Origin of the sequence: Oerskovia jenensis, assembly GCF_016907235.1 — a bacterium.
Taxonomy (GTDB): Bacteria; Actinomycetota; Actinomycetes; order Actinomycetales; family Cellulomonadaceae; genus Oerskovia; species Oerskovia jenensis.
Map to the genome: position 1 here is coordinate 599,208 of NZ_JAFBBO010000001.1, position 18,797 is coordinate 618,004.

Genomic DNA, 18,797 nt, shown 5'->3' on the forward strand with positions numbered 1-18,797 from the left:
GCGCGTCAGATCCTGGCAGCCGCCGCCCCCCTGGCAAGCCCCTTCGACGCAGCACGACGACGCCACGTCACCCTCACAGCCTCGAGCGTCCGGTCGGTGCGCCGACCGATGAGTTCGCGGCCGTCCCGCCGTCTCAAGGGTGAGACCAGGCCGCCGCCAGGCGGCGCCACCGCACGGGAGCACCGAGGACGGGGACGGACCCATGGCAGAGCTGCTCGTCGACTTCATCACCTCGCTCGACGGCTACGCGTCGGGCGAGGGCTGGCCGGGATTCTGGGGGCTCGAAGGGCCCGAGTACCTCGGTTGGCTGCAGGAGCAACCCGAGGTCACCTACCTGATGGGTGCCAACACCTACCGATTGATGTCGGGCTTCGCGGCCGGGCAGATGCCCGAGGGGACCGACGAGTTCACGGCCGACGAGGAGGCGTCGGTCGACGAGCTCACGGCGGCGCGGAAGATCGTCTTCTCCAGCACGCTCACCGAGCCGCTGAGCTGGGCCAACTCGACGCTCGTGCGCGGCGACGCCGTGGAGGCGGTCCGCGCCCTGAAGGACACCGAGGACGGCATCCTGAGCACGATCGGCAGCCTCAGCCTCGCGCGGGCGCTGCTGCGGGCCGGGCTCGTCGACCGCTTCCGGGTCGGGATGTTCCCCGTGATCACCGGCGCGACGGGATCCGAGCGGGTCTACGACGGCTACCCCGACGTCGCCCTCGAGATGCTCGAGCACCACACGTTCGACACCGGCATCCAGTTCGTCGAGTACCGCCCGCGGGTGCTGGAGGGTCCACCGCTGGCGGGCGCCGAGGGGTGAAGGCGCCAGGTCGCAAATGCCCGCGTTCCGCCACCGAGGACCCGCGTTCCACCACGGAGGAGCAGTAGGACATGGCGGCGATTGCCGGAGGAGCCGCGAGCGCTCTTCCGGCACGTCGAGCACGCGGCCGGTATCGACGATTCAACCCTTCCACGGCCCCTGCCCGGGCTGCAGGAGATGGCCCGGAGCGTGCACTATCGTGGCGGTCAACGAATCGCCCGATGGGAGTGCGGCACCGTTCTCCACGGCAGCGGTTTCACGTCCGCAGCAGGAAGAGTTCCGTGAGTGACGACGTAGAGATCCAGGCCCTCCTTCCCGACACCGCGCACCAGGCCATCGAGTTCCGCGTGCCCGAGTCGGCATACCGATTCCTTCTGCTCGAGCGCTCGTTCGCCGCGACGGCGGAGGGCACCCACGGAAACTACCTTCTGCTCGGGCCCGCCCCCGGCGAGAACGGTGCGTGGACCTTCTACGTCGGCAAGGTCGGAACAGGAACCGTCTCCCAGCGGATCGCAAGCCACCTCAAGGACAAGTCGTGGTGGAATCGAGTTCTCGTCGTCCTGCCCGGCGCCTGGAACGACTCCTTCTCCTCGGCCTCGGCCGGGTTTCTCGAGGGAGCGCTCTACGATCACCTCGGCGGGTTCCGATTCGCCGTGACCCAGAACAGCAACACCCCCGGGGACGAGACTCCGACAGAACGCGAACGTCACCGTCTACGCAAGGGCGTGCTGCCGAATGTCACTGCCATCCTGCGGCTGCTCGGCTACGACGTGTCGACAGGGCGCCTACGTCCGCGGGACACCTCTGCGGCAGGTTCAACGCCTCTGACGCCACCGCTCATCAGTCAAGCCTTGGAGATCGCGTCGCTCGAATCAACGGCCCAGCCGATCGCTCAGCGTGCAGCAGTGCCCAGCGACCGGCCTCAAAGAAAGTCGCATTGGGCGACTATGGGCGATCTGGTGGCTCGCGGATACCTTCACGACGGCGAGACCCTGCACGGAACCTCCGGTGCGCCGGCGACAGTTCGCGCAAACGGAAGTCTCGTCGTCGACGGCGAGGTCTGCTGGAGCCCCAACCGCGCATGGGAGGTCGCCACGAACCCGGCGCCCGGGAAGACGCAGAACGCGTGGCGATTCTGGCGCGTGTCCCGAGACGACGTCTGGAAGCCCATCTGGGATCTGCGCGACGAGTACGAGGCGAGATTCCCCGAGGATCAGCGGAGCCGCTGATGGTCACGACTCAACAATCGTCCTGGGGCAACATCAGGGGGAGCAAGTCACCGTTCCAGGCGGCTTGCTCCCCCTCCACTGCGGCCATCACGTCGAGAGATCGCGCAAGCTCGCCGTGATCCTGCGGAGGCTCAGACGTTGAACCCCAGCGCGCGCAGCTGGTCCTTGCCGTCCTGCGTGATCTTCTCGGGGCCCCACGGCGGCATCCAGACCCAGTTGACCCGGAAGCCGTCGATCAGCCCGTCGAGGGACTGCGCCGTCTGGTCCTCGATGACGTCGGTCAGCGGGCAGGCCGCCGACGTGAGCGTCATGTCGATGACCGCGTGGTTGTTCTGGTCGACCTGGATGCCGTAGACGAGGCCGAGGTCGACGACGTTGATCCCGAGCTCGGGGTCGATGACGTCGCGCATGGCCTCCTCGACGTCGGCCGCGGTCGGCGGGGTCGGCGCCGCAGCGGCGGCGGGGGTCTCGGTCGTCATCGGTTCTCCTGGGGTGCCTGCGGGGACGTGGTCTGGTCGAGCTCGGGCTGGGTGGCGTGGGCGTCTGCGAGGACCCCCGACGTCGCCAGGGTGTCACGCAGCGCGGCCCAGCCGAGCAGCGCGCACTTGATACGGGCCGGGAACTGAGCGACCCCGGTGAAGGCCGTGGCGTCCCCGAGCTCGTCCTCGAGGTCGTCGTCGAGTCCCTTGCCGCGCGACTGCATGAGCTGGCGGAAGAGGTCGCCGAGATGCTCGGACTCCGCCACGGGCGCGCCGGTCACGAGGTCGGTGAGCACGGACAGGGAGGCCTGCGAGATGCTGCAGCCCTGGCCCTCCCAGCTCACGCTCGAGATGGTCGGGACCTTCGGGTCGGCGGTGTCGAACTCGACGCGCATCGTGACCTCGTCGCCGCACGTGGGGTTGATCTGGTGCGACTCACCGTGGAGGTGACCCTCCGACAGGTCGACGAACCCTCGCCCGTGCGGGGACTTCGCGTGGTCGAGGATGACCTGCTGGTACATCTGCTCCAACGAGCTGCTCATTGCTGGGGTCCTGCTCCTTCGGTACATCCTGCGGTGCGCTGGACAGCGGGGACGAGACGGGTCGCGCCCACGGTCGACGTGGACGTGCGGGTTCTCAGTCCACTGAGAAGAACGCCCGGACCCCCGCCAAACCTTCCCGGAACGCCGTGACGTCCTCGGACGTCGTGTAGACCGAGGCCGAGGCACGTGCCGTGGCGGCGATCCCGAACCGGCGGTGCAGGGGCTGGGCGCAGTGGTGACCGACCCGCACCGCGATGCCGGCGGCGTCGAGCACCTGGCCCACGTCGTGGGCGTGGACGCCCTCGACGACGAACGAGACGACCGCGAGGCGGTCCTCCGGTGTGGCCGGGCCGATGATCCGCACGCCCGGGACGTCGGCGATCGTGAGGAGCTCGACCGCGAGGTCGTGCTCGTGGGCCGCGACGTTCTCCATCCCGAGCTCTTCGAGGTACTGCGCCGCGACACCGAGACCGACGATCTGCGCGACGGCCTGGGTGCCGGCCTCGAAGCGCTGGGGCGGCGGCATGTACGTGGCCTCGGTCATGGTGACGACCTCGATCATGGACCCGCCGGTCGTGACCGGGGGCAGCGCCTCGAGCAGCTCGCGGCGCCCGTAGAGCGCCCCGATGCCCGTGGGGCCGAGCATCTTGTGCCCCGAGAACGCCGCGAAGTCGACGTCGAGGGCGTGCAGGTCCACGGGCAGGTGCGGCACGGACTGGCACGCGTCGAGGAACGTGAGCGCCCCGACCGCCTTGGCGCGCGCCACGATCGGCGCGACCGGCGTGATCGCCCCGGTCACGTTCGAGGCGTGCGTGAACGCGACGACACGCGTGCGCTCGGTGATGACCGAGTCCGCCTCGTCCACGCGGATGCGCCCGTCGTCGTCGACGCCGAACCAGCGCAGCACGGCGCCCGTGCGCGCGGCGAGCTCCTGCCACGGCACGAGGTTGGCGTGGTGCTCGGCCTCGGTCAGGACGATCTCGTCGCCCGGCGCCAGGGCGAAGCGGCGGGCCGCCTCTCCCCCGCGGCCGATCGTCGCGTTCGACAGCGCGTACGTGACGAGGTTGATCGCGGCCGTGGCCCCGGAGGTCCAGACGATCTCGTCGGCGTCGGCCCCCACGAAGCGGGCCACCGCGGACCGGGCGTCCTCGAACGCCTCGGTCGCCTCCTCCGCGAGCTGGTGCGCGCCGCGGTGCACCGCGGCGTTGCGCTCCTCGTAGAAGTCGACCTCGGTGTCGAGCACGACCTGCGGCTTCTGCGACGTGGCGCCCGAGTCGAGGTAGACGAGCGGACGGCCACCCCGCACCGTGCGGGCGAGCAGCGGGAAGTCGGCTCGCACGGCGGCGAGCTCGGTGGCGCTCAGCCCGGCCCGCACGGTGTCGGTGGTGGTCATCGGAAGTCTCCTCAAGGTGTCAGGTGCCCGCCGAGATCTGGCGGGCGGGTGGCCGGCGGACCGGCCACCCGCAGGCCCAGGTCAGGCCGTGGCCGCGCCCGTCGTCAGGAAGCGGTCGTAGCCCTCGTTCTCGAGGCGGTCGGCGAGCTCGGGGCCGCCCTCCTCGGCGATGCGGCCGTCGACGAACACGTGCACGAAGTCCGGCTTGATGTAGCGCAGGATGCGCGTGTAGTGCGTGATGAGCAGCACGCCGACGTCCGTGGACTCCTTGGCGCGGTTGACGCCCTCGGAGACGATGCGCAGCGCGTCGACGTCGAGGCCCGAGTCGGTCTCGTCGAGGATCGCGATGCTCGGCTTGAGGAGCTCCATCTGCAGGATCTCGTGGCGCTTCTTCTCACCACCGGAGAAGCCCTCGTTGACCGAGCGCTCCGCGAAGGACGAGTCCATGCGCAGGTTCTCCATGGCGCCCTTGACGTCCTTGACCCACGTGCGCAGCGCGGGGGCCTCGCCGTCGATCGCGGTCTTGGCGGTGCGCAGGAAGTTCGAGACGGACACGCCGGGGACCTCGACCGGGTACTGCATGGCGAGGAACATGCCCGCACGGGCACGCTCGTCGACCGTCATCGCGAGGACGTCCTCGCCGTCGAGCGTCACGGTACCGCTCGTGATCGTGTACTTGGGGTGGCCGGCGATCGAGTACGCGAGGGTCGACTTGCCCGAGCCGTTGGGGCCCATGATCGCGTGCGTCTCACCGGCGTTGATGGTCAGGTCGACGCCGCGCAGGATCGGCTTCGGGCCTTCCTTGGTCTCGACGCTGACGTGCAGGTCGCGGATCTCCAGAGTGGACATGTGGTGTTCTCCAGTATTCGAGAAAGTTCAGGGGTCAGGACGGGGAGACGGTCTGGTCGATGTCGACGAGCACGCGCTCGCCGTCGATCGTGACCGGGTAGACGGGCACGGGGCGCATCGCGGGCAGCGCGGTGGGCATGCCGGTCCGCAGGTCGAACTGCGAGCCGTGCAGCCAGCACTCGATGAAGCAGCCCTCGACCTCGCCGTCGGACAGCGAGACCGCGCCGTGGGAGCAGATGTCCGAGATGGCGTGCCAGTTCCCGTCTCCGTCGCGGACGACCGCGACCTCGACGGGGCCGCTCTCGCCCTCGAGCTCCACACGCAGCGCCTCCTCGGGCGCCACGTCGTCGGTCATGCAAGCAAGCTGTGCAGTCATGCGGGTCGGGTCACCGGCCTTCGATGACGCTCATCGACTTGGCGAGCTCGGCCTCGATCGAGGTGAGCAGGCGCTCCTCGACCGACGGGACGCCGATCTCCTGGATGAGCTCGGCGAAGAAGCCGCGGACCACGAGGCGACGGGCGTCGGCCTCGGGGATGCCGCGCGCCTGCAGGTAGAAGAGCTGCTCGTCGTCGAAGCGGCCGGTCGCCGAGGCGTGCCCGGCTCCCTCGATGAGGCCCGTCTCGATCTCGAGGTTCGGCACCGAGTCCGCGCGCGCGCCGTCCGAGAGGACGAGGTTGCGGTTGAGCTCGTAGGTGTCGGTGCCCTCGGCCTCGGTACGGATCAGCACGTCGCCGACCCAGACCGTGTGCGCGCCCTCGCCCTGCAGCGCGCCCTTGTAGGTGACGCGCGACTTGCAGCTCGGCACGGCGTGGTCGACGAAGAGGCGGTGCTCCTGGTGCTGGTCGGCGTCCGCGAAGTACAGGCCGACCATCTCGACCTCGCCACCGGTACCGGTGAACTCGGCGTCCGGGGTCACACGGACGACGTCTCCGCCGAACGTCACGACGACGTGCTTGAGCTTGGCGTCGCGGCCGATGCGGGCGCGGTGCGAGCTCGCGTGCACGGCGCCCTCGCTCCAGTCCTGCACCGAGACGACCGTGAGGTGCGCGCCGTCCTCGACGACGATCTCGACGGTCTCGGTGAGCGTCGCGGAGCCCACGTGGTCGATGACCACGACGGACTCGCTGTGGCGCTCGGCGTGGACGAGCAGGTGCGTCGCGGTGGGCTCGTCGGACAGTCCTTCGATGCGCACGGACGTGATGTCGCTGGCCACCGCCTCGGCGGGGATCGTGACGACGGTCGCCTCGGCGAACGCGTTCCACGCGGTCACGGCGGTGCGGTCGCCCGGGACGCCCGCACGGCCGAGGCGCTCGTCGTCACGGCCGACGATCGCGACGTTGACCTCGGGGGCCTCGACCACGGTCGTGCGCACGCCGGCGCTGCCGAGCTGGGTCGAGAACAGCGGGGCGAGGCGCTTGACCGGGGAGAAGCGCCACTCCTCCTCGCGGCCCGTGGGCTCGGTGATGACGTTCGGGTCGAACGAGGTGATGCGCTCGGCGCGCGAGCCCTGCGGCGTGCCGCCGACCCCGTGCGAGTGAGCGCCGTCCTGGACGGCCTGGGAGTGGTCCGTGCTCAGGCCGACCGGCTCGGTCTGTGTGGTGCTCGCAGTAGTAGTCATTTAGCCGACGGACCCTTCCATCTGCAGTTCGATGAGGCGGTTGAGCTCGAGCGCGTACTCCATGGGCAGCTCACGGGCGATGGGCTCGACGAACCCGCGCACGATCATGGCCATGGCCTCGGTCTCCGCCATGCCTCGGGACATGAGGTAGAACAGCTGGTCCTCGCTCACGCGCGACACGGTCGCCTCGTGACCCATCGAGACGTCGTCCTCGCGGACGTCGACGTAGGGGTAGGTGTCGGACCGGGAGATCTGGTCGACGAGCAGCGCGTCGCACAGAACGGTGGAGGCGGAGTGCTCCGCCCCTTCGAGGACCTGGACGAGGCCGCGGTAGGACGTGCGCCCACCGCCTCGCGCCACGGACTTCGAGACGATCGAGGAGGACGTGTGGGGGGCGGCGTGCACCATCTTGGCGCCCGCGTCCTGGTGCTGGCCCTCGCCCGCGAACGCGATCGACAGCGTCTCGCCCTTGGCGTGCTCGCCGAGCAGGTAGATCGCGGGGTACTTCATGGTGACCTTGGAGCCGATGTTGCCGTCGACCCACTCCATCGTCGCGCCCTCGGCGGCCGTCGCACGCTTGGTGACGAGGTTGTACACGTTGTTCGACCAGTTCTGGATGGTCGTGTAGCGCACGCGGGCGTTCTTCTTGACGATGATCTCGACGACCGCGGAGTGCAGCGAGTCGCTCGAGTAGATCGGGGCGGTGCAGCCCTCGACGTAGTGCACGTACGAGCCCTCGTCCGCGATGATCAGCGTGCGCTCGAACTGGCCCATGTTCTCCGTGTTGATGCGGAAGTAGGCCTGGAGCGGGATCTCGACGTGGACGCCCGGGGGGACGTAGACGAACGAGCCGCCGGACCACACGGACGAGTTGAGCGCGGCGAACTTGTTGTCACCCGAGGGGATGACGGTGCCGAAGTACTCCTGGAAGAGCTCGGGGTGCTCGCGCAGCGCGGTGTCGGTGTCGAGGAAGATGACGCCCTGCTTCTCGAGCTCCTCGTTGATCTGGTGGTAGACCACCTCGGACTCGTACTGGGCCGCGACGCCGGCGACGAGGCGCTGCTTCTCCGCCTCGGGGATGCCGAGCTTGTCGTAGGTCTCCTTGATGTCCTCGGGCAGGTCGTCCCAGGACGTGGCCTGCTTCTCGGTGGACCGCACGAAGTACTTGATGTTGTCGAAGTCGATGCCCGAGAGGTCGCTGCCCCAGTTGGGCATGGGCTTCTTGTCGAACAGGCGCAGGGCCTTGAGGCGGTAGTTCAGCATCCACTCGGGCTCGCTCTTGAGCGCGGAGATGTTGCGCACGACCGCCTCGGAGAGGCCGCGCTGCGCCGTCGCACCGGCGTCGTCCTTGTCGTGCCAGCCGTAGCCGTAGGAGCCGATCGAGGCGATGATCTCCTCGTCGGACTGGCCGGTGCTCTGGGACACGCCGGCGGTGTCCTGGGTGGGAGCGCTCATGTCATTCCTTCCACGTTCCGTCGACGACGGAGGGGGGCGGTGGGGCGGTGGTCGATGAACCTGTCGGTTCGGGGTGTCGTGCTGGGGGGTGCGCCGGGGCGCGCGGTCCGCGCGCGGTGGCACGGCGTTCGGTGGTCTGGTGCCCGACGGCGTCGCGCGCCTCGGGTGCGCGGGTCGCCGCGGGGAGCACGGGGACGTTGGTGGTGCACGCGTGCCCGCCGCCCGCGAGGGTCGCGAGCCGCTGGACGTGCGAGCCGAGGAGCTGGGAGAAGACCTGGGCCTCGGCGTCGCAGAGCTGGGGGAACTCCTCGGCGACGTGCTGGACCGGGCAGTGCCCCTGGCAGAGCTGGACGGTCGCGGTGCCGGCGACGGGTCGCACGCTCGCCGCGAACCCGTCCTCCGCGAGGACGGTGGCGAGCTGCTCGGCCCGGCCCGCGACGTCGTCGGCCGTGATGCGGCTCGCGTAGCGGTCGGTGAGCTCCTCGAGGCGGCGGTGCGCGAACTCCTCGACCGCGTCCTCGCCGGCGACGTCGCGCAGGTAGCGCAGCGCCTGGGTCGCGAGGTCGGGGTAGGCGCCCGAGAGCTCCGACTGGCCGCGGTTCGTGGCGACGTAGTGGCGGGCGGGTCGTCCGCGCATCCCGGTGCCCGCGCCCGACTCGTGGACGGTGATCTGACCGTCGGTCTCGAGCTGGGCGAGGTGGCGGCGGACGCCGGCGGGCGTGAGGCCGAGGTCGGTCGCGAGCGAGGCCGCGCTCACGGGACCGTCGGAGACGATGAGGGCGAGGACGCGCTCGCGCGTGGTGCCGTCCCCGTCACCGTGAGCGGTGTCGTTCCCGGCGGGAAGGGTGAGCGGCCCCGCGGTCGGCAGGGCGCGGTGCGTACGTGCGTCGTCGCTCATGCTCACCTCCACGTCGTCGGCCTGCTGGTGTCCTTCCGCCCGGCCCGCGGGCGCGCACGATCCCGGGAGGCGTCATCGATATAGGTAACAGTCTCATGCGCTAATTGTTCCGGCGCAAGCAAGGCGTACCTCACAGCCGCCCCCAGCCCGCTCCCCTACAATCGCCACCGTGCCCGACTCCCCCGCCGTCGTCCTCCAGGACGTGGTCAAGCGATATGACGGCCGGGCGGTCGTCGACCACCTGAGCCTGACCGCCTCCCGAGGCGCCGTGACCGCCGTCCTCGGCCCCAACGGGGCCGGCAAGAGCACCACGATCGAGTGCTGCGAAGGTCTGCGCGCGCCTGACGAGGGCAGCGTGCGGGTCCTCGGCCTCGACCCGCTGCTGAACGCACGCGACCTGCGCCCGCGTGTCGGCGTCATGCTCCAGGACGGCGGGCTGCCCACGGGCGTGCGCGCGCTGGAGATGCTGCACCACGTCGCGTCCATGTACGCGAACCCCCGGGACGTGGCGGAGATCACGGAACGCCTGGGCCTGGCGAGCTTCGCCCGGACCACGGTCCGGCGCCTGTCGGGCGGTCAGCGCCAGCGCCTCGCGCTCGCCGCGGCGATCGTGGGCCGCCCCGAGGTCGTGTTCCTCGACGAGCCGAGCGCGGGCATGGACCCCCAGAGCCGGCACGCGGTGTGGGAGCTCGTGCGCGAGCTGCGCGCGGACGGCGTCGGGATCGTGCTGACGACCCACCTCATGGACGAGGCCGAGGACCTCGCGGACCACGTGTACATCGTGGACCACGGGCAGGTCATCGCCTCGGGCGCGACCGCCGAGCTGCTGCACACGGGTCCGTCCGCGGACGGGAACCGCACGCTGCGCCTCGAGGCCCGTGAGGGCCTGGACACCGGCGCCCTCCGCAAGCGGGTCGAGTCCGGCCCGACGACGTCGCCCGCCTCCGCGTGGACCGTCACCGAGACGCAGCCCGGCTCGTACAGCGTGACCGGGCCGGTCGACCCGTCGACCGTCGCGGTCGTGACCGCGTGGCTCGCGGACGAGAGCGCGCTCGCCTCGCGCCTGACGATCGGCCGCCGCACCCTCGAGGACGTGTTCCTCGACCTGACAGGACGAGAGCTCCGATGACCGACCAGACGACGGCCGGCCCGGTCGCCCCGGACCCTGCCGCGCCGGCCGCGACAGACGGAGCCGCCCCCGCGTGGCGCCGGGTCGCGTCGCAGACGGCGTTCGAGACGCGCATGATCCTGCGCAACGGCGAGCAGCTGCTCGTGACGATCATCCTGCCCGTGATGCTGCTCGTCGGGCTCGCCCGCACGTCCTTCATCGACCTCGACACCCAGGGGTACTCGCGCATCGACTTCGTGACCCCGGGCGTCCTGGCGCTGGCCGTCATGTCGACCGCGTTCACGTCGCAGGCCATCGCGACGGCCTTCGACCGCCGCAACGGTGTGCTGCGCCTGCTGTCCACGACGCCGCTGGGGCGCGGGGGCCTGCTCGCGGGCAAGATCCTCGGCGTGCTCGCGGTCGAGGTGGTCCAGGTGGTCGTGCTCGGCGGGGTCGCGCTCGCCCTGGGCTGGTCCCCGGACCCGGCGGGCATCCTGCCGGCCCTGCTCGCGGTCCTGCTGGGCACCGCGGCGTTCACGAGCCTCGCGCTCCTGCTCGCGGGGACGCTGCGCGCCGAGGGCGTGCTCGCGGTCGCGAACCTGCTGCTCGTGCTGCTGACCGTCGCGGGCGGCGTGCTCGTCCCTGCGGCCCAGCTGCCCGGGGCGCTCGAGCAGGTCGCACTGCTGCTGCCCTCGGGCGCGCTCGGCGAGGCCATGCGCGGCGCGCTCCTGCTCGGCGAGGTGCCCGCGTTCTCGGTGGTCGTGCTGCTCGGCTGGACCGCGGCCCTCGGGTGGGGGGCGGGCAAGCTGTTCCGCTGGCACTGATCCGCCGAGCAGGTCAGCCGGTCGGCCGGCAGCGGGCGAGGCGGTCGGCGGACGAGCCGCCCGGCCGCTGACGGGCGCCCCGGCCGGCAGGAGGACTCACGCGCCGGTCCACGCGCCAGCGGCTTCCGAGGCCGTCGCGGGAAGGCGGAGCCACTCCAGCACGCCGGTCCACGCCTTCTCGTCGATGGATGCGCCCGTGCACTCGAAGGACAGGACGGTGCTGGTCCGCATCGCCACGCCGGAGTAGCTCATCCGCGTGGTCGCCCGGGCCAGGACCCTGGACCGCAGGACCGTCCCCGAGCGCTCGACGGTCCACTCCTGGGTCGCGACGTTCGTCCCCTTCCGGGGTTCGGTCCGGTCCTCGCCGAAGACGAGGGACTCCGACTCCGCGGACACGTTCTTCGCTCCCCGCTCGGCAGCGAGGACGTCCCGGAGAACGCTGAACGAGGCGTCTCTCGCGGCGCCGGGGACGTCGTCCGTCGGGCCGTCCGTCGGGGCGGCGGACGTGGTGCTGGACAGGGCGCACCGCCCGTTCGAGCTCAGGACGGTCCACCCGTCACGGATCGTGAACCGGTGGGACGCCGAGAAGCCCTTCGGCTGGAGCACCATGAGCGGCGTGAAGGTGTCGACCAGCGTCTGGCGCACCTGCTCGGGGTCCGGCACGTACTCGTCGGGGCCGTCCGCGGGTCCTGACACCGCGGGCGGCTCCTGGGTGACGTCGCCCGCTCCTCCCGCTGCGGTCGACGTCGGGCTCGGCGTCGGACCCTCGGGTGGCTCGCTCGCCGAGCTGCGGTCCGTCTCTGCCGCGGGGGTCGGACCGGGCTGCGGCTCACCTCCCGACGTGCATCCCGCGAGGACGAGCAGGGTCAGAGACGTCGCCAGCAGGCGGCCGGGCCGAGCGACGACGGACGGACGGCGAGCAACCATGCGAGCCCCCTGTGCAGCGGAGATATATTGCGGTCGAGAAAGAGTCAGGTCAGGGTATCGACCTTGTCAAGAACTCGCCTTCCCGGACACTCGTGCCAAGAAACTGCGACCGTGCCCGCGACCGATCCGGGCCAACGTCACACCCGGAGGCGACGCCCGGAGGGCGAGGGCCGCTCGCCGCGCGGCTACCTTTGGACGGTGAGCAGCGCAGAACTCGCCCCCGTACCCACCTCCCCCGCCTGGTACGCGAAGGTCGACCGGTTCCGCCGCTGGACCCGACCGGTCCTCGTCGCGAACCTCGTCGGTCAGATCGGCATCATCGTGACCGGTGGCGCGGTGCGCCTGACGGGCTCGGGGCTCGGCTGCTCGACCTGGCCCCTGTGCGAGCCCGGGAGCTTCACGCCCGAGTTCCACTCCGCGATGTCGATCCACCCGATCATCGAGTTCGGCAACCGCACGCTCACGGGCGTGCTGGGGATCATCGCTGTCGCGCTCCTCGTGCTCGTGTGGACGGACGCCTCGCGCGCACCGTCCTACCGGCGCCTGGGGTGGGCACCGCTGGGCGGCGTCGTGGCGCAGGCCGTGATCGGCGGCATCACGGTGCTCCTGCACCTGCACCCCGCGGTCGTCGGGTTCCACTTCCTGGTCTCGGCCGCGCTCGTGTGGATCTCGGCGTACCTGCTCTACCGACACGGCGAGGGCGACAAGGCGCCGGTGGCCGTCGTCGACGCGGGCACGCGCCTCGTGGGCCGGGCCCTCGCTGTCGTCTCGGTCCCGCTGCTGGTCCTGGGCGTCCTGGCCACGGGCTCGGGCCCGCACGGGGGCGACGACGAGGTCGCGTACCGCTTCGCGCTCGACCCGGCGCTCATCAGCAAGGTCCACGCGGCCTCGGTGTGGCTGTTCCTGATCGTGCTCGTCGTCCTCGCGGTCCGCGTCCTCCGCCTTGCGGACGCACCTGCCCGCGCCCGCAAGGCGGTCCTGGTGCTGGTCGCCGTGACGCTCCTGCAGGGACTGATCGGCTACGTCCAGTACTTCACGGGGCTGCCGGAGATCCTGGTCGCGGCCCACATGCTCGGCGCGGGCCTGCTGATCACGTCGCTCACCTGGACGCTGCTCACGTTCCGCGTGCGCGCCTGAACGCTCCGCCCGCCGCCCACGGCGGTCGGATAGGGCCACCGTCCCCTCGGGACGGTGGCCCTTCTGCGTCCAGGGGAGTCGCCGGGCCCCGGCGACGACCGAGCCGTGACAGCGCCCTGACAGGGGCGCGACAGGCACCTCCCGGAGGCTGGACCCCTCAGTCACCAGGAGGATTCCATGACCCACGAATGGGCGGTCGAGGCACACGGCCTCGTCAAGACGTTCGGCGACAACCGGGCGGTCGACGGCGTCGACCTGAGCATCCGCGCCGGCTCGGTGTACGGCGTGCTCGGCCCCAACGGCGCCGGCAAGACCACCACGATCAGCATGCTCGCGACGCTCCTGCGCCCCGACGCGGGTGAGGCCCGGGTCTTCGGGCACGACGTCGTCCGCGAGGCCCAGGTCGTGCGCCAGCTCATCGGCGTCACGGGCCAGTACGCCTCGGTCGACGAGACGCTGAGCGCGACCGAGAACCTCGTGATCTTCTCGCGCCTGCTCGGCCTGGGCCGCGCCGAGTCGCGGCGCAAGGCGGCCGAGCTGCTCGAGATCTTCGGTCTGACCGAGGCGGCCACACGCCCCCTGAAGAACTTCTCGGGCGGCATGCGCCGCCGTCTGGACCTCGCGGCGAGCCTCATCGCCCAGCCGCCGCTGATCTTCCTCGACGAGCCGACGACGGGCCTCGACCCGCGCACCCGTGCGCAGATGTGGGACACGATCCGCGAGCTCGTCGCGACGGGTTCGACGGTCGTGCTCACGACGCAGTACCTCGACGAGGCCGACCAGCTCGCGGACCGGATCGCGGTCATCGACCGCGGCCGCGTGGTCGCGGAGGGCACGGCCGACGAGCTCAAGGACGCGGTGGGCAACCAGTCGCTCCAGCTCGGACTGGTCGCGGCCGCGGACCTGGGCTCTGCCCTGGACATCGTGGAGACGACGTTCGGCGTGCCCGCGACCACGTCCCCCGAGGCCCGGCGCATCACGGTCCCGGTGACGGGCCCCGACGAGGTCACGGACCTCCTGGTCCGGCTGCGCGAGGCCCGCATCGCGGTCGACTCGATCAGCATGGACAAGCCGAGCCTCGACGAGGTGTTCCTGACCCTCACGGGCCACGGCGTCGCCGAGGGCTCGGACACCGAGGACCCGGCCACCTCCTCCGCGGACACCCCCGCAGCCACCACCACGCGAGAGGCAGCCCTGCGATGACCACGACCCTCACCGCTCCCCGTCAGCAGATCCAGGCCGGCTCCGACCGCAGCCTGTCCAACCGCACGAGTGTCGGTCAGACCGTCCGCAACACGTTCACCATGGCGTACCGCGGGCTCCTGAAGATCCGCCGGACACCCGAGCAGCTCGTCGACGTGACGGTCCAGCCCATCCTGTTCACGCTCATGTTCACCTACATCTTCGGCGGCGCGATCGCGGGCGACGTCGTGAGCTACCTGCCCACGATCATCCCGGGCATCCTCGTGCAGACCGTCATCACGACGTCCGTCGTCACGGGCGTCCAGCTCCGCGAGGACATGGACAAGGGCGTGTTCGACCGGTTCCGCTCGCTGCCGATCGCGCGCATCGCACCGTTGTCCGGGGCACTGCTCGCGGACACCGTCCGGTACGGGATCGCGACGACCCTCACGTTCGCGATGGGCTACGCCATGGGCTACCGCCCCGAGGGCGGCCTGGGGTCGGTCGTCCTGGCGGGGCTGCTCGTGATCGTGTGCTCGTGGGCCGTGAGCTGGATCTTCGCGTTCTTCGGCGTGATCGCCCGCACGGCGTCGAGCGTCCAGGGGATCTCGATGATCATCCTGTTCCCGCTCACGTTCCTGTCGAACGCGTTCGTCCAGCCCGACACCATGCCGGGCTGGCTCCAGGGCTTCGTGAACGTCAACCCGGTCTCGCACCTGGTCACCGCGGTGCGCGAGCTGACGAACAACGGGGTGCTCGGGTCGGACGCCGTGATCTCGCTCGTCGGCGCGGCGGTCGTCGTCGCGGTCTTCGCGCCCCTCACGGTGCGGGCGTACATGCGCAAGGCCTGAGCGTTCGCGCTCGACCACGGACGGGCGGTGCCCCGGCGGATCCCGCCGGGGCACCGCCCCCCCTCATGCAGCCGGTCGGGTCCAGGGGCCCGTGCGCAGGATCTCCATGACCCGGCCGGGCAGGTCGTCGTGCCCGAGCCGCCCGACGGCGTCGCGCACCTCGTCCACCCAGGCGTCACCGTGCAGGGTGCGCGCCCAGGCGACGTGCTGCGGCGCACGGAGCGAGGGCACGTCCTGGCGCGCTCCCATGCGGTGCGCGAGCTCGAGCAGCATGAGCCCGTCGTCGACGCGTCCGAAGCCGGGCGACGCCCACAGGTACGCCCCGAGCGCGAGCGCGGCCGTGCCGAGGACGGGATAGTCGACCATGCCGGGTGCGGCGCGGTGCCCCGCGATCATCCGCACCCGCACCTCGCGGGCCAGCCGCTCGGCCTGGACCGAGGGCAACGGGTCCGGCTCCCACGGCCCGGTCGTCCCGGGCGCGGGCAGCAGCAGGGTCGACAGCCAGCCGGCCGCGAACATCGTGTACCAGGGCGAGCGACGCGCGGACCCGCTCCCGACCGCTGCGTTGGCAGCCTCGAGCTCGGCCAGGGCGCGCGCGTGGTCACCGCGCGCGACGGCGATCTCGGCCAGCCCGGCGTGCCCGATCGAACGCAGCTCGTGCGCGGACCCCCCGATCCCTGAGGGCACCGGGTCGTCGTCGGTCTCGACGAGCGACGTGAACAGCGGTTCGGCCTCAGCGACGCGCCCGACGAGCGCCAGGTTGGTCGCCTCGAGCCAGGCGAGCTGGCGCAGGTCCTCGTCCGCGTGCAGCCTGCCGAGCCCTTCGCGGGCCGTCGCCACCCACTCGAGCGCGCGCACGGCGTCGCCCTGCTCGCTCGCGAGCTGGGCGAGGAAGAGAGCCGAGGTCGCGGCTCCCCACGTGTCCTGGGTGCGCGTCGCGAACCCGTGCGCGACCGTGACCTGCGCGATCGCCTCGTCGAGGCGTCCTGCGTTCTCGGAGAGCTGCGCGCTGAGCAGGTGGGCCACGAGGGCGACGAACGGGTCGTCGGACGTGTGCAGCTCGGCGAGCCGCGGCCCCATGCCGAGCGGGTCGCCCGCGTCGGCCAGGAGCTCGGTGAGCGCGGCGGCGCGCGAGCCGATGTCGGCGTCGCGGTGGAGCCGACGCAGCCGGGCCGCGGCCCGGACGCCGGTCGCCGGGTCGCCGTTGGGCGTCGAGGCCGTGAGCAGGAACAGCACGATGCCGGCCTCGCGCGTGAGCCGCTCGGCGGGGGCGTCCGGTGCGCCCCGCACGAGTCGGCCCTGCCAGCCCGCGACGACGCGCAGCACGTCGCGTCCGAGCGCGACGACCTCGGTGTGGGCCCCGCGCAGGGACCAGTGCAGCCCGAGCGCGTGGAAGACGGGCAGCACCACGTCCGCACGGTCGGCCGCGAGCGCCGTGCGCAGCACGTGCAGCAGGTTCTCCTGCTCGACCCGCAGGGCGAGCATCGCGGGGACCTGCGTGGGCCCTTCGAGGCGTGCGACCTCGCGGCGTGCGAGGTCGACGGCCCACCGGTACGTGGCCTCCTGGGCGATCTCGCGCTCGCCGGCCTCGTCGAGCGCGAGGGCGCCGAACTCGCGCACGGTCTCGAGCATGCGGTAGCGGGCCGTGTGGGACAGGGGTTCGTCGGTCACGGTCAGGAGGGACTGGTTGACGAGGGCCTCGACGTCGTCCAGCCCGACGGCGGAGGCCGCCTGGGCGGTCTGCACGCCGAACCCGTCGGGCAGCAGGGACAGGCGGCGCAGGAGCTCCTGCTGGGGTGCGGTGAGGAGGTTCCAGCTCCAGTCGATGACGGCGTGCAGGGTCCGGTGGCGGGCGGGGGCACTGCGGTCCCCTGTGGTGAGCAGCGCGAAGCGGGCGTCGAGCCGGCGCTCGATCTCCTGCACGGAGAGCGTGCGCACGCGTGCCGCGGCGAGCTCGATCGCGAGCGGCAGACCGTCGAGGTGGGTGCAGAGCCGGTCGAGGACGTCGTGGGGCAGGTCGGCGCCGGGGCGGGCCGCGAGCGCCCGCGCGCGGAAGAGCTCGACCGCGGGGCCGTGTCCCCCGGTACCGGTCGTCGCGAGCGGTTCGAGCGGGTGCACCTGCTCTCCTCCGACCTGGAGGGGCGAGCGGCTGGTCGTGAGGATCGTGAGCCCGGGGACGGCGGCGAGCAGCTCGGCGGCCCAGCGGGCGGCCTCGTCCACGACGTGCTCGCAGTTGTCGAGCACGAGCAGGGCCCCGGTCTCCCCGAGGCGGCCGGCGACGAGCTCGTGGACCTCGGCGCGCGCGACCTGGTCGCCGAGTCGCGGGCTGCGCGTGTCCCGGATCTCGAGAGCGGAGGTGAGGGCGATCCCGATGTCCTCGCCGGTGCGCACGCTCGCGAGCTCGACCACGACGACGAGCGCGGTCGTCGCGCTCGCGCGGCGCGCGACCTCCTGGACGACGCGGGTCTTGCCCATCCCCCCGGGGCCCAGCACGGTCACGAGCCGGGCGCGCGCGAGCAGGTCGAGGATCGTGCCGACGTCGGCCTCGCGCCCGACCAGGGCGTTGGGCGCCGCGCGCAGTCCGAGCGCGGTCCCGCGCCTGGGCGCACGGGACGACGGCGAGGGGGCAGCGACACGGTCCGTGGTGCCGCTGCCGCTGTCTGCGCCGCCGGTGATGTCGGTGGCGGTCGCCGTGGCCGTGGCCCGCAGGATGCGGGTGTTGAGCGCGACGAGGTCTGCGCGAGGGTCGGTGCCGAGCTCGGTCGCGAGCCGGGTGCGGAGCGCGCCGAACGCACGCAGCGCGTCGGCGGAGCGACCGCTGCCCGCGTAGGCGCGCAGGAGTGCGAGGTGCGCGTCCTCGTCGAGGGGGGACCTCTCGACCGCGCGCTCGGCCCACTCGACGGCGTCGCGATGGTCGCCGGTCGCGAGGAGCGACGCGACGAGGGCCTGCTCGACCGCGGCGCGCCGACGACCGGCCTGCGCGACGAGCTCGCCCCGGACCGCGGAATCCTCCGGCAGGTCCTCCCCTGGTTCTCCGCGCCAGCGGGCGAGGGCCGATCGTGCGGCGTCCGCGGCGCCCGTCGCGTCGCCGGCCGCGAGCGCGCCGGCCGCCGCCCGTGCGAGCTCGTGGACCTCGTCGAGGTCGCTGCGGGCGTCGAGCGAGTAGCCACCTGGCCCCGAGACCAGGATCCCCTCGGCGAGCACCGCGCGGGTCCGCGAGACGAGACTCTGGAGGGCGGCACGCGGGTCCGCCGGCCGGTCGTCGGGCCACAGGTCGGCCACCAGCGAGGCGGCGCTCACGGTTCGGCCGCGCGCGAGGAGCAGGGCCACCACGAGGTTGCGGGCGCGCGCGCTGGGCGGTGTGACGGGCGTCCCGTCCCGACCGTCGACGAGCACCGGGCCGAGGACGAGGGCGCGGTGGCGTGGGGCCGACGAGGACACCCGCCACACTCTAGTGCGCGTGGCCCGCGCCACCGGGAGGGGGCGCGGGGCC

At 72.0% G+C, this 18,797-nt stretch carries 17 protein-coding genes; 7 read left to right on the top strand and 10 right to left on the bottom strand.

The window, feature by feature from the left end:
- Positions 1-202 precede the first annotated feature (202 nt).
- Entirely contained in the window at positions 203-811 is a 609-nt protein-coding gene (locus tag JOD49_RS02740) for a dihydrofolate reductase family protein (protein WP_205305872.1), read from the top strand.
- Positions 812-1,092: 281 nt separating this feature from the next.
- Positions 1,093-2,040, top strand: coding sequence for a restriction system modified-DNA reader domain-containing protein (locus JOD49_RS20460; RefSeq protein WP_205305873.1), 948 nt, complete (start codon positions 1,093-1,095; stop codon positions 2,038-2,040).
- A gap of 131 nt (positions 2,041-2,171) precedes the next feature.
- Here the strand turns inward: JOD49_RS20460 and JOD49_RS02750 are convergent, their stop codons facing one another.
- The 8 genes from JOD49_RS02750 to JOD49_RS02785 form a co-directional block, all read right to left on the bottom strand.
- Positions 2,172-2,519, bottom strand: a complete 348-nt coding sequence (locus JOD49_RS02750) for a metal-sulfur cluster assembly factor (RefSeq protein WP_030152224.1) — start codon at positions 2,517-2,519, stop codon at positions 2,172-2,174.
- Positions 2,516-3,061, bottom strand: a complete 546-nt coding sequence (sufU, locus tag JOD49_RS02755) for a Fe-S cluster assembly sulfur transfer protein SufU (protein ID WP_205305874.1) — start codon at positions 3,059-3,061, stop codon at positions 2,516-2,518. Before sufU ends, JOD49_RS02750 begins: the two co-directional genes overlap by 4 nt.
- A gap of 94 nt (positions 3,062-3,155) precedes the next feature.
- On the bottom strand, positions 3,156-4,454 hold the full coding sequence (locus JOD49_RS02760) for a cysteine desulfurase (RefSeq protein WP_205305875.1): 1,299 nt from the start codon (positions 4,452-4,454) through the stop codon (positions 3,156-3,158).
- Between the two features lie 81 nt (positions 4,455-4,535).
- Positions 4,536-5,303, bottom strand: a complete 768-nt coding sequence (sufC, locus tag JOD49_RS02765; protein WP_138824653.1) for a Fe-S cluster assembly ATPase SufC — start codon at positions 5,301-5,303, stop codon at positions 4,536-4,538.
- 34 nt (positions 5,304-5,337) lie between these two features.
- Positions 5,338-5,679: a non-heme iron oxygenase ferredoxin subunit gene (locus JOD49_RS02770; RefSeq protein ID WP_030152220.1), complete on the bottom strand. Its 342-nt coding sequence runs from the start codon at positions 5,677-5,679 to the stop codon at positions 5,338-5,340.
- A gap of 10 nt (positions 5,680-5,689) precedes the next feature.
- Positions 5,690-6,922 carry a Fe-S cluster assembly protein SufD gene (gene sufD / locus JOD49_RS02775; protein WP_205305876.1) on the bottom strand — a complete coding sequence of 411 codons (1,233 nt, stop codon included), beginning with the start codon at positions 6,920-6,922 and terminating at the stop codon, positions 5,690-5,692.
- The gene (sufB, locus tag JOD49_RS02780; RefSeq protein WP_191791376.1) at positions 6,923-8,377 is read right to left on the bottom strand and encodes a Fe-S cluster assembly protein SufB; all 1,455 of its coding nucleotides are present in this window, start codon (positions 8,375-8,377) and stop codon (positions 6,923-6,925) included.
- Between the two features lies 1 nt (position 8,378).
- Entirely contained in the window at positions 8,379-9,275 is an 897-nt protein-coding gene (locus JOD49_RS02785; RefSeq protein WP_205305877.1) for a helix-turn-helix transcriptional regulator, read from the bottom strand.
- A gap of 169 nt (positions 9,276-9,444) precedes the next feature.
- Here JOD49_RS02785 and JOD49_RS02790 point away from each other — a divergent pair, with 169 nt between their 5' ends.
- A complete protein-coding gene (locus tag JOD49_RS02790; protein WP_205305878.1) occupies positions 9,445-10,404 on the top strand; it encodes an ABC transporter ATP-binding protein in 960 nt (319 codons plus the stop codon).
- Positions 10,401-11,207, top strand: a complete 807-nt coding sequence (locus JOD49_RS02795) for an ABC transporter permease (protein ID WP_205305879.1) — start codon at positions 10,401-10,403, stop codon at positions 11,205-11,207. Before JOD49_RS02790 ends, JOD49_RS02795 begins: the two co-directional genes overlap by 4 nt.
- A gap of 96 nt (positions 11,208-11,303) precedes the next feature.
- On the opposite strand, the gene JOD49_RS02800 is transcribed toward JOD49_RS02795, so the two are convergent.
- Positions 11,304-12,134, bottom strand: a complete 831-nt coding sequence (locus JOD49_RS02800; protein WP_205305880.1) for a hypothetical protein — start codon at positions 12,132-12,134, stop codon at positions 11,304-11,306.
- A gap of 198 nt (positions 12,135-12,332) precedes the next feature.
- Between JOD49_RS02800 and JOD49_RS02805 the strand changes: the two genes are divergently transcribed.
- From JOD49_RS02805 to JOD49_RS02815, 3 genes are all read left to right on the top strand, one after another.
- Positions 12,333-13,271 (top strand): COX15/CtaA family protein, encoded by a 939-nt coding sequence (locus JOD49_RS02805; protein ID WP_205305881.1) that lies wholly within the window; start codon positions 12,333-12,335, stop codon positions 13,269-13,271.
- 177 nt (positions 13,272-13,448) lie between these two features.
- The gene (locus JOD49_RS02810; RefSeq protein WP_205305882.1) at positions 13,449-14,474 is read left to right on the top strand and encodes an ATP-binding cassette domain-containing protein; all 1,026 of its coding nucleotides are present in this window, start codon (positions 13,449-13,451) and stop codon (positions 14,472-14,474) included.
- Entirely contained in the window at positions 14,471-15,304 is an 834-nt protein-coding gene (locus JOD49_RS02815; protein WP_205305883.1) for an ABC transporter permease, read from the top strand. Before JOD49_RS02810 ends, JOD49_RS02815 begins: the two co-directional genes overlap by 4 nt.
- Before the next feature lie 63 nt (positions 15,305-15,367).
- Here JOD49_RS02815 and JOD49_RS02820 read toward each other — a convergent pair whose 3' ends face one another.
- Complete coding sequence (locus tag JOD49_RS02820) at positions 15,368-18,745, bottom strand: AfsR/SARP family transcriptional regulator (RefSeq protein ID WP_205305884.1); 3,378 nt, start codon at positions 18,743-18,745, stop codon at positions 15,368-15,370.
- Between the last annotated feature and the right edge of the window lie 52 nt (positions 18,746-18,797).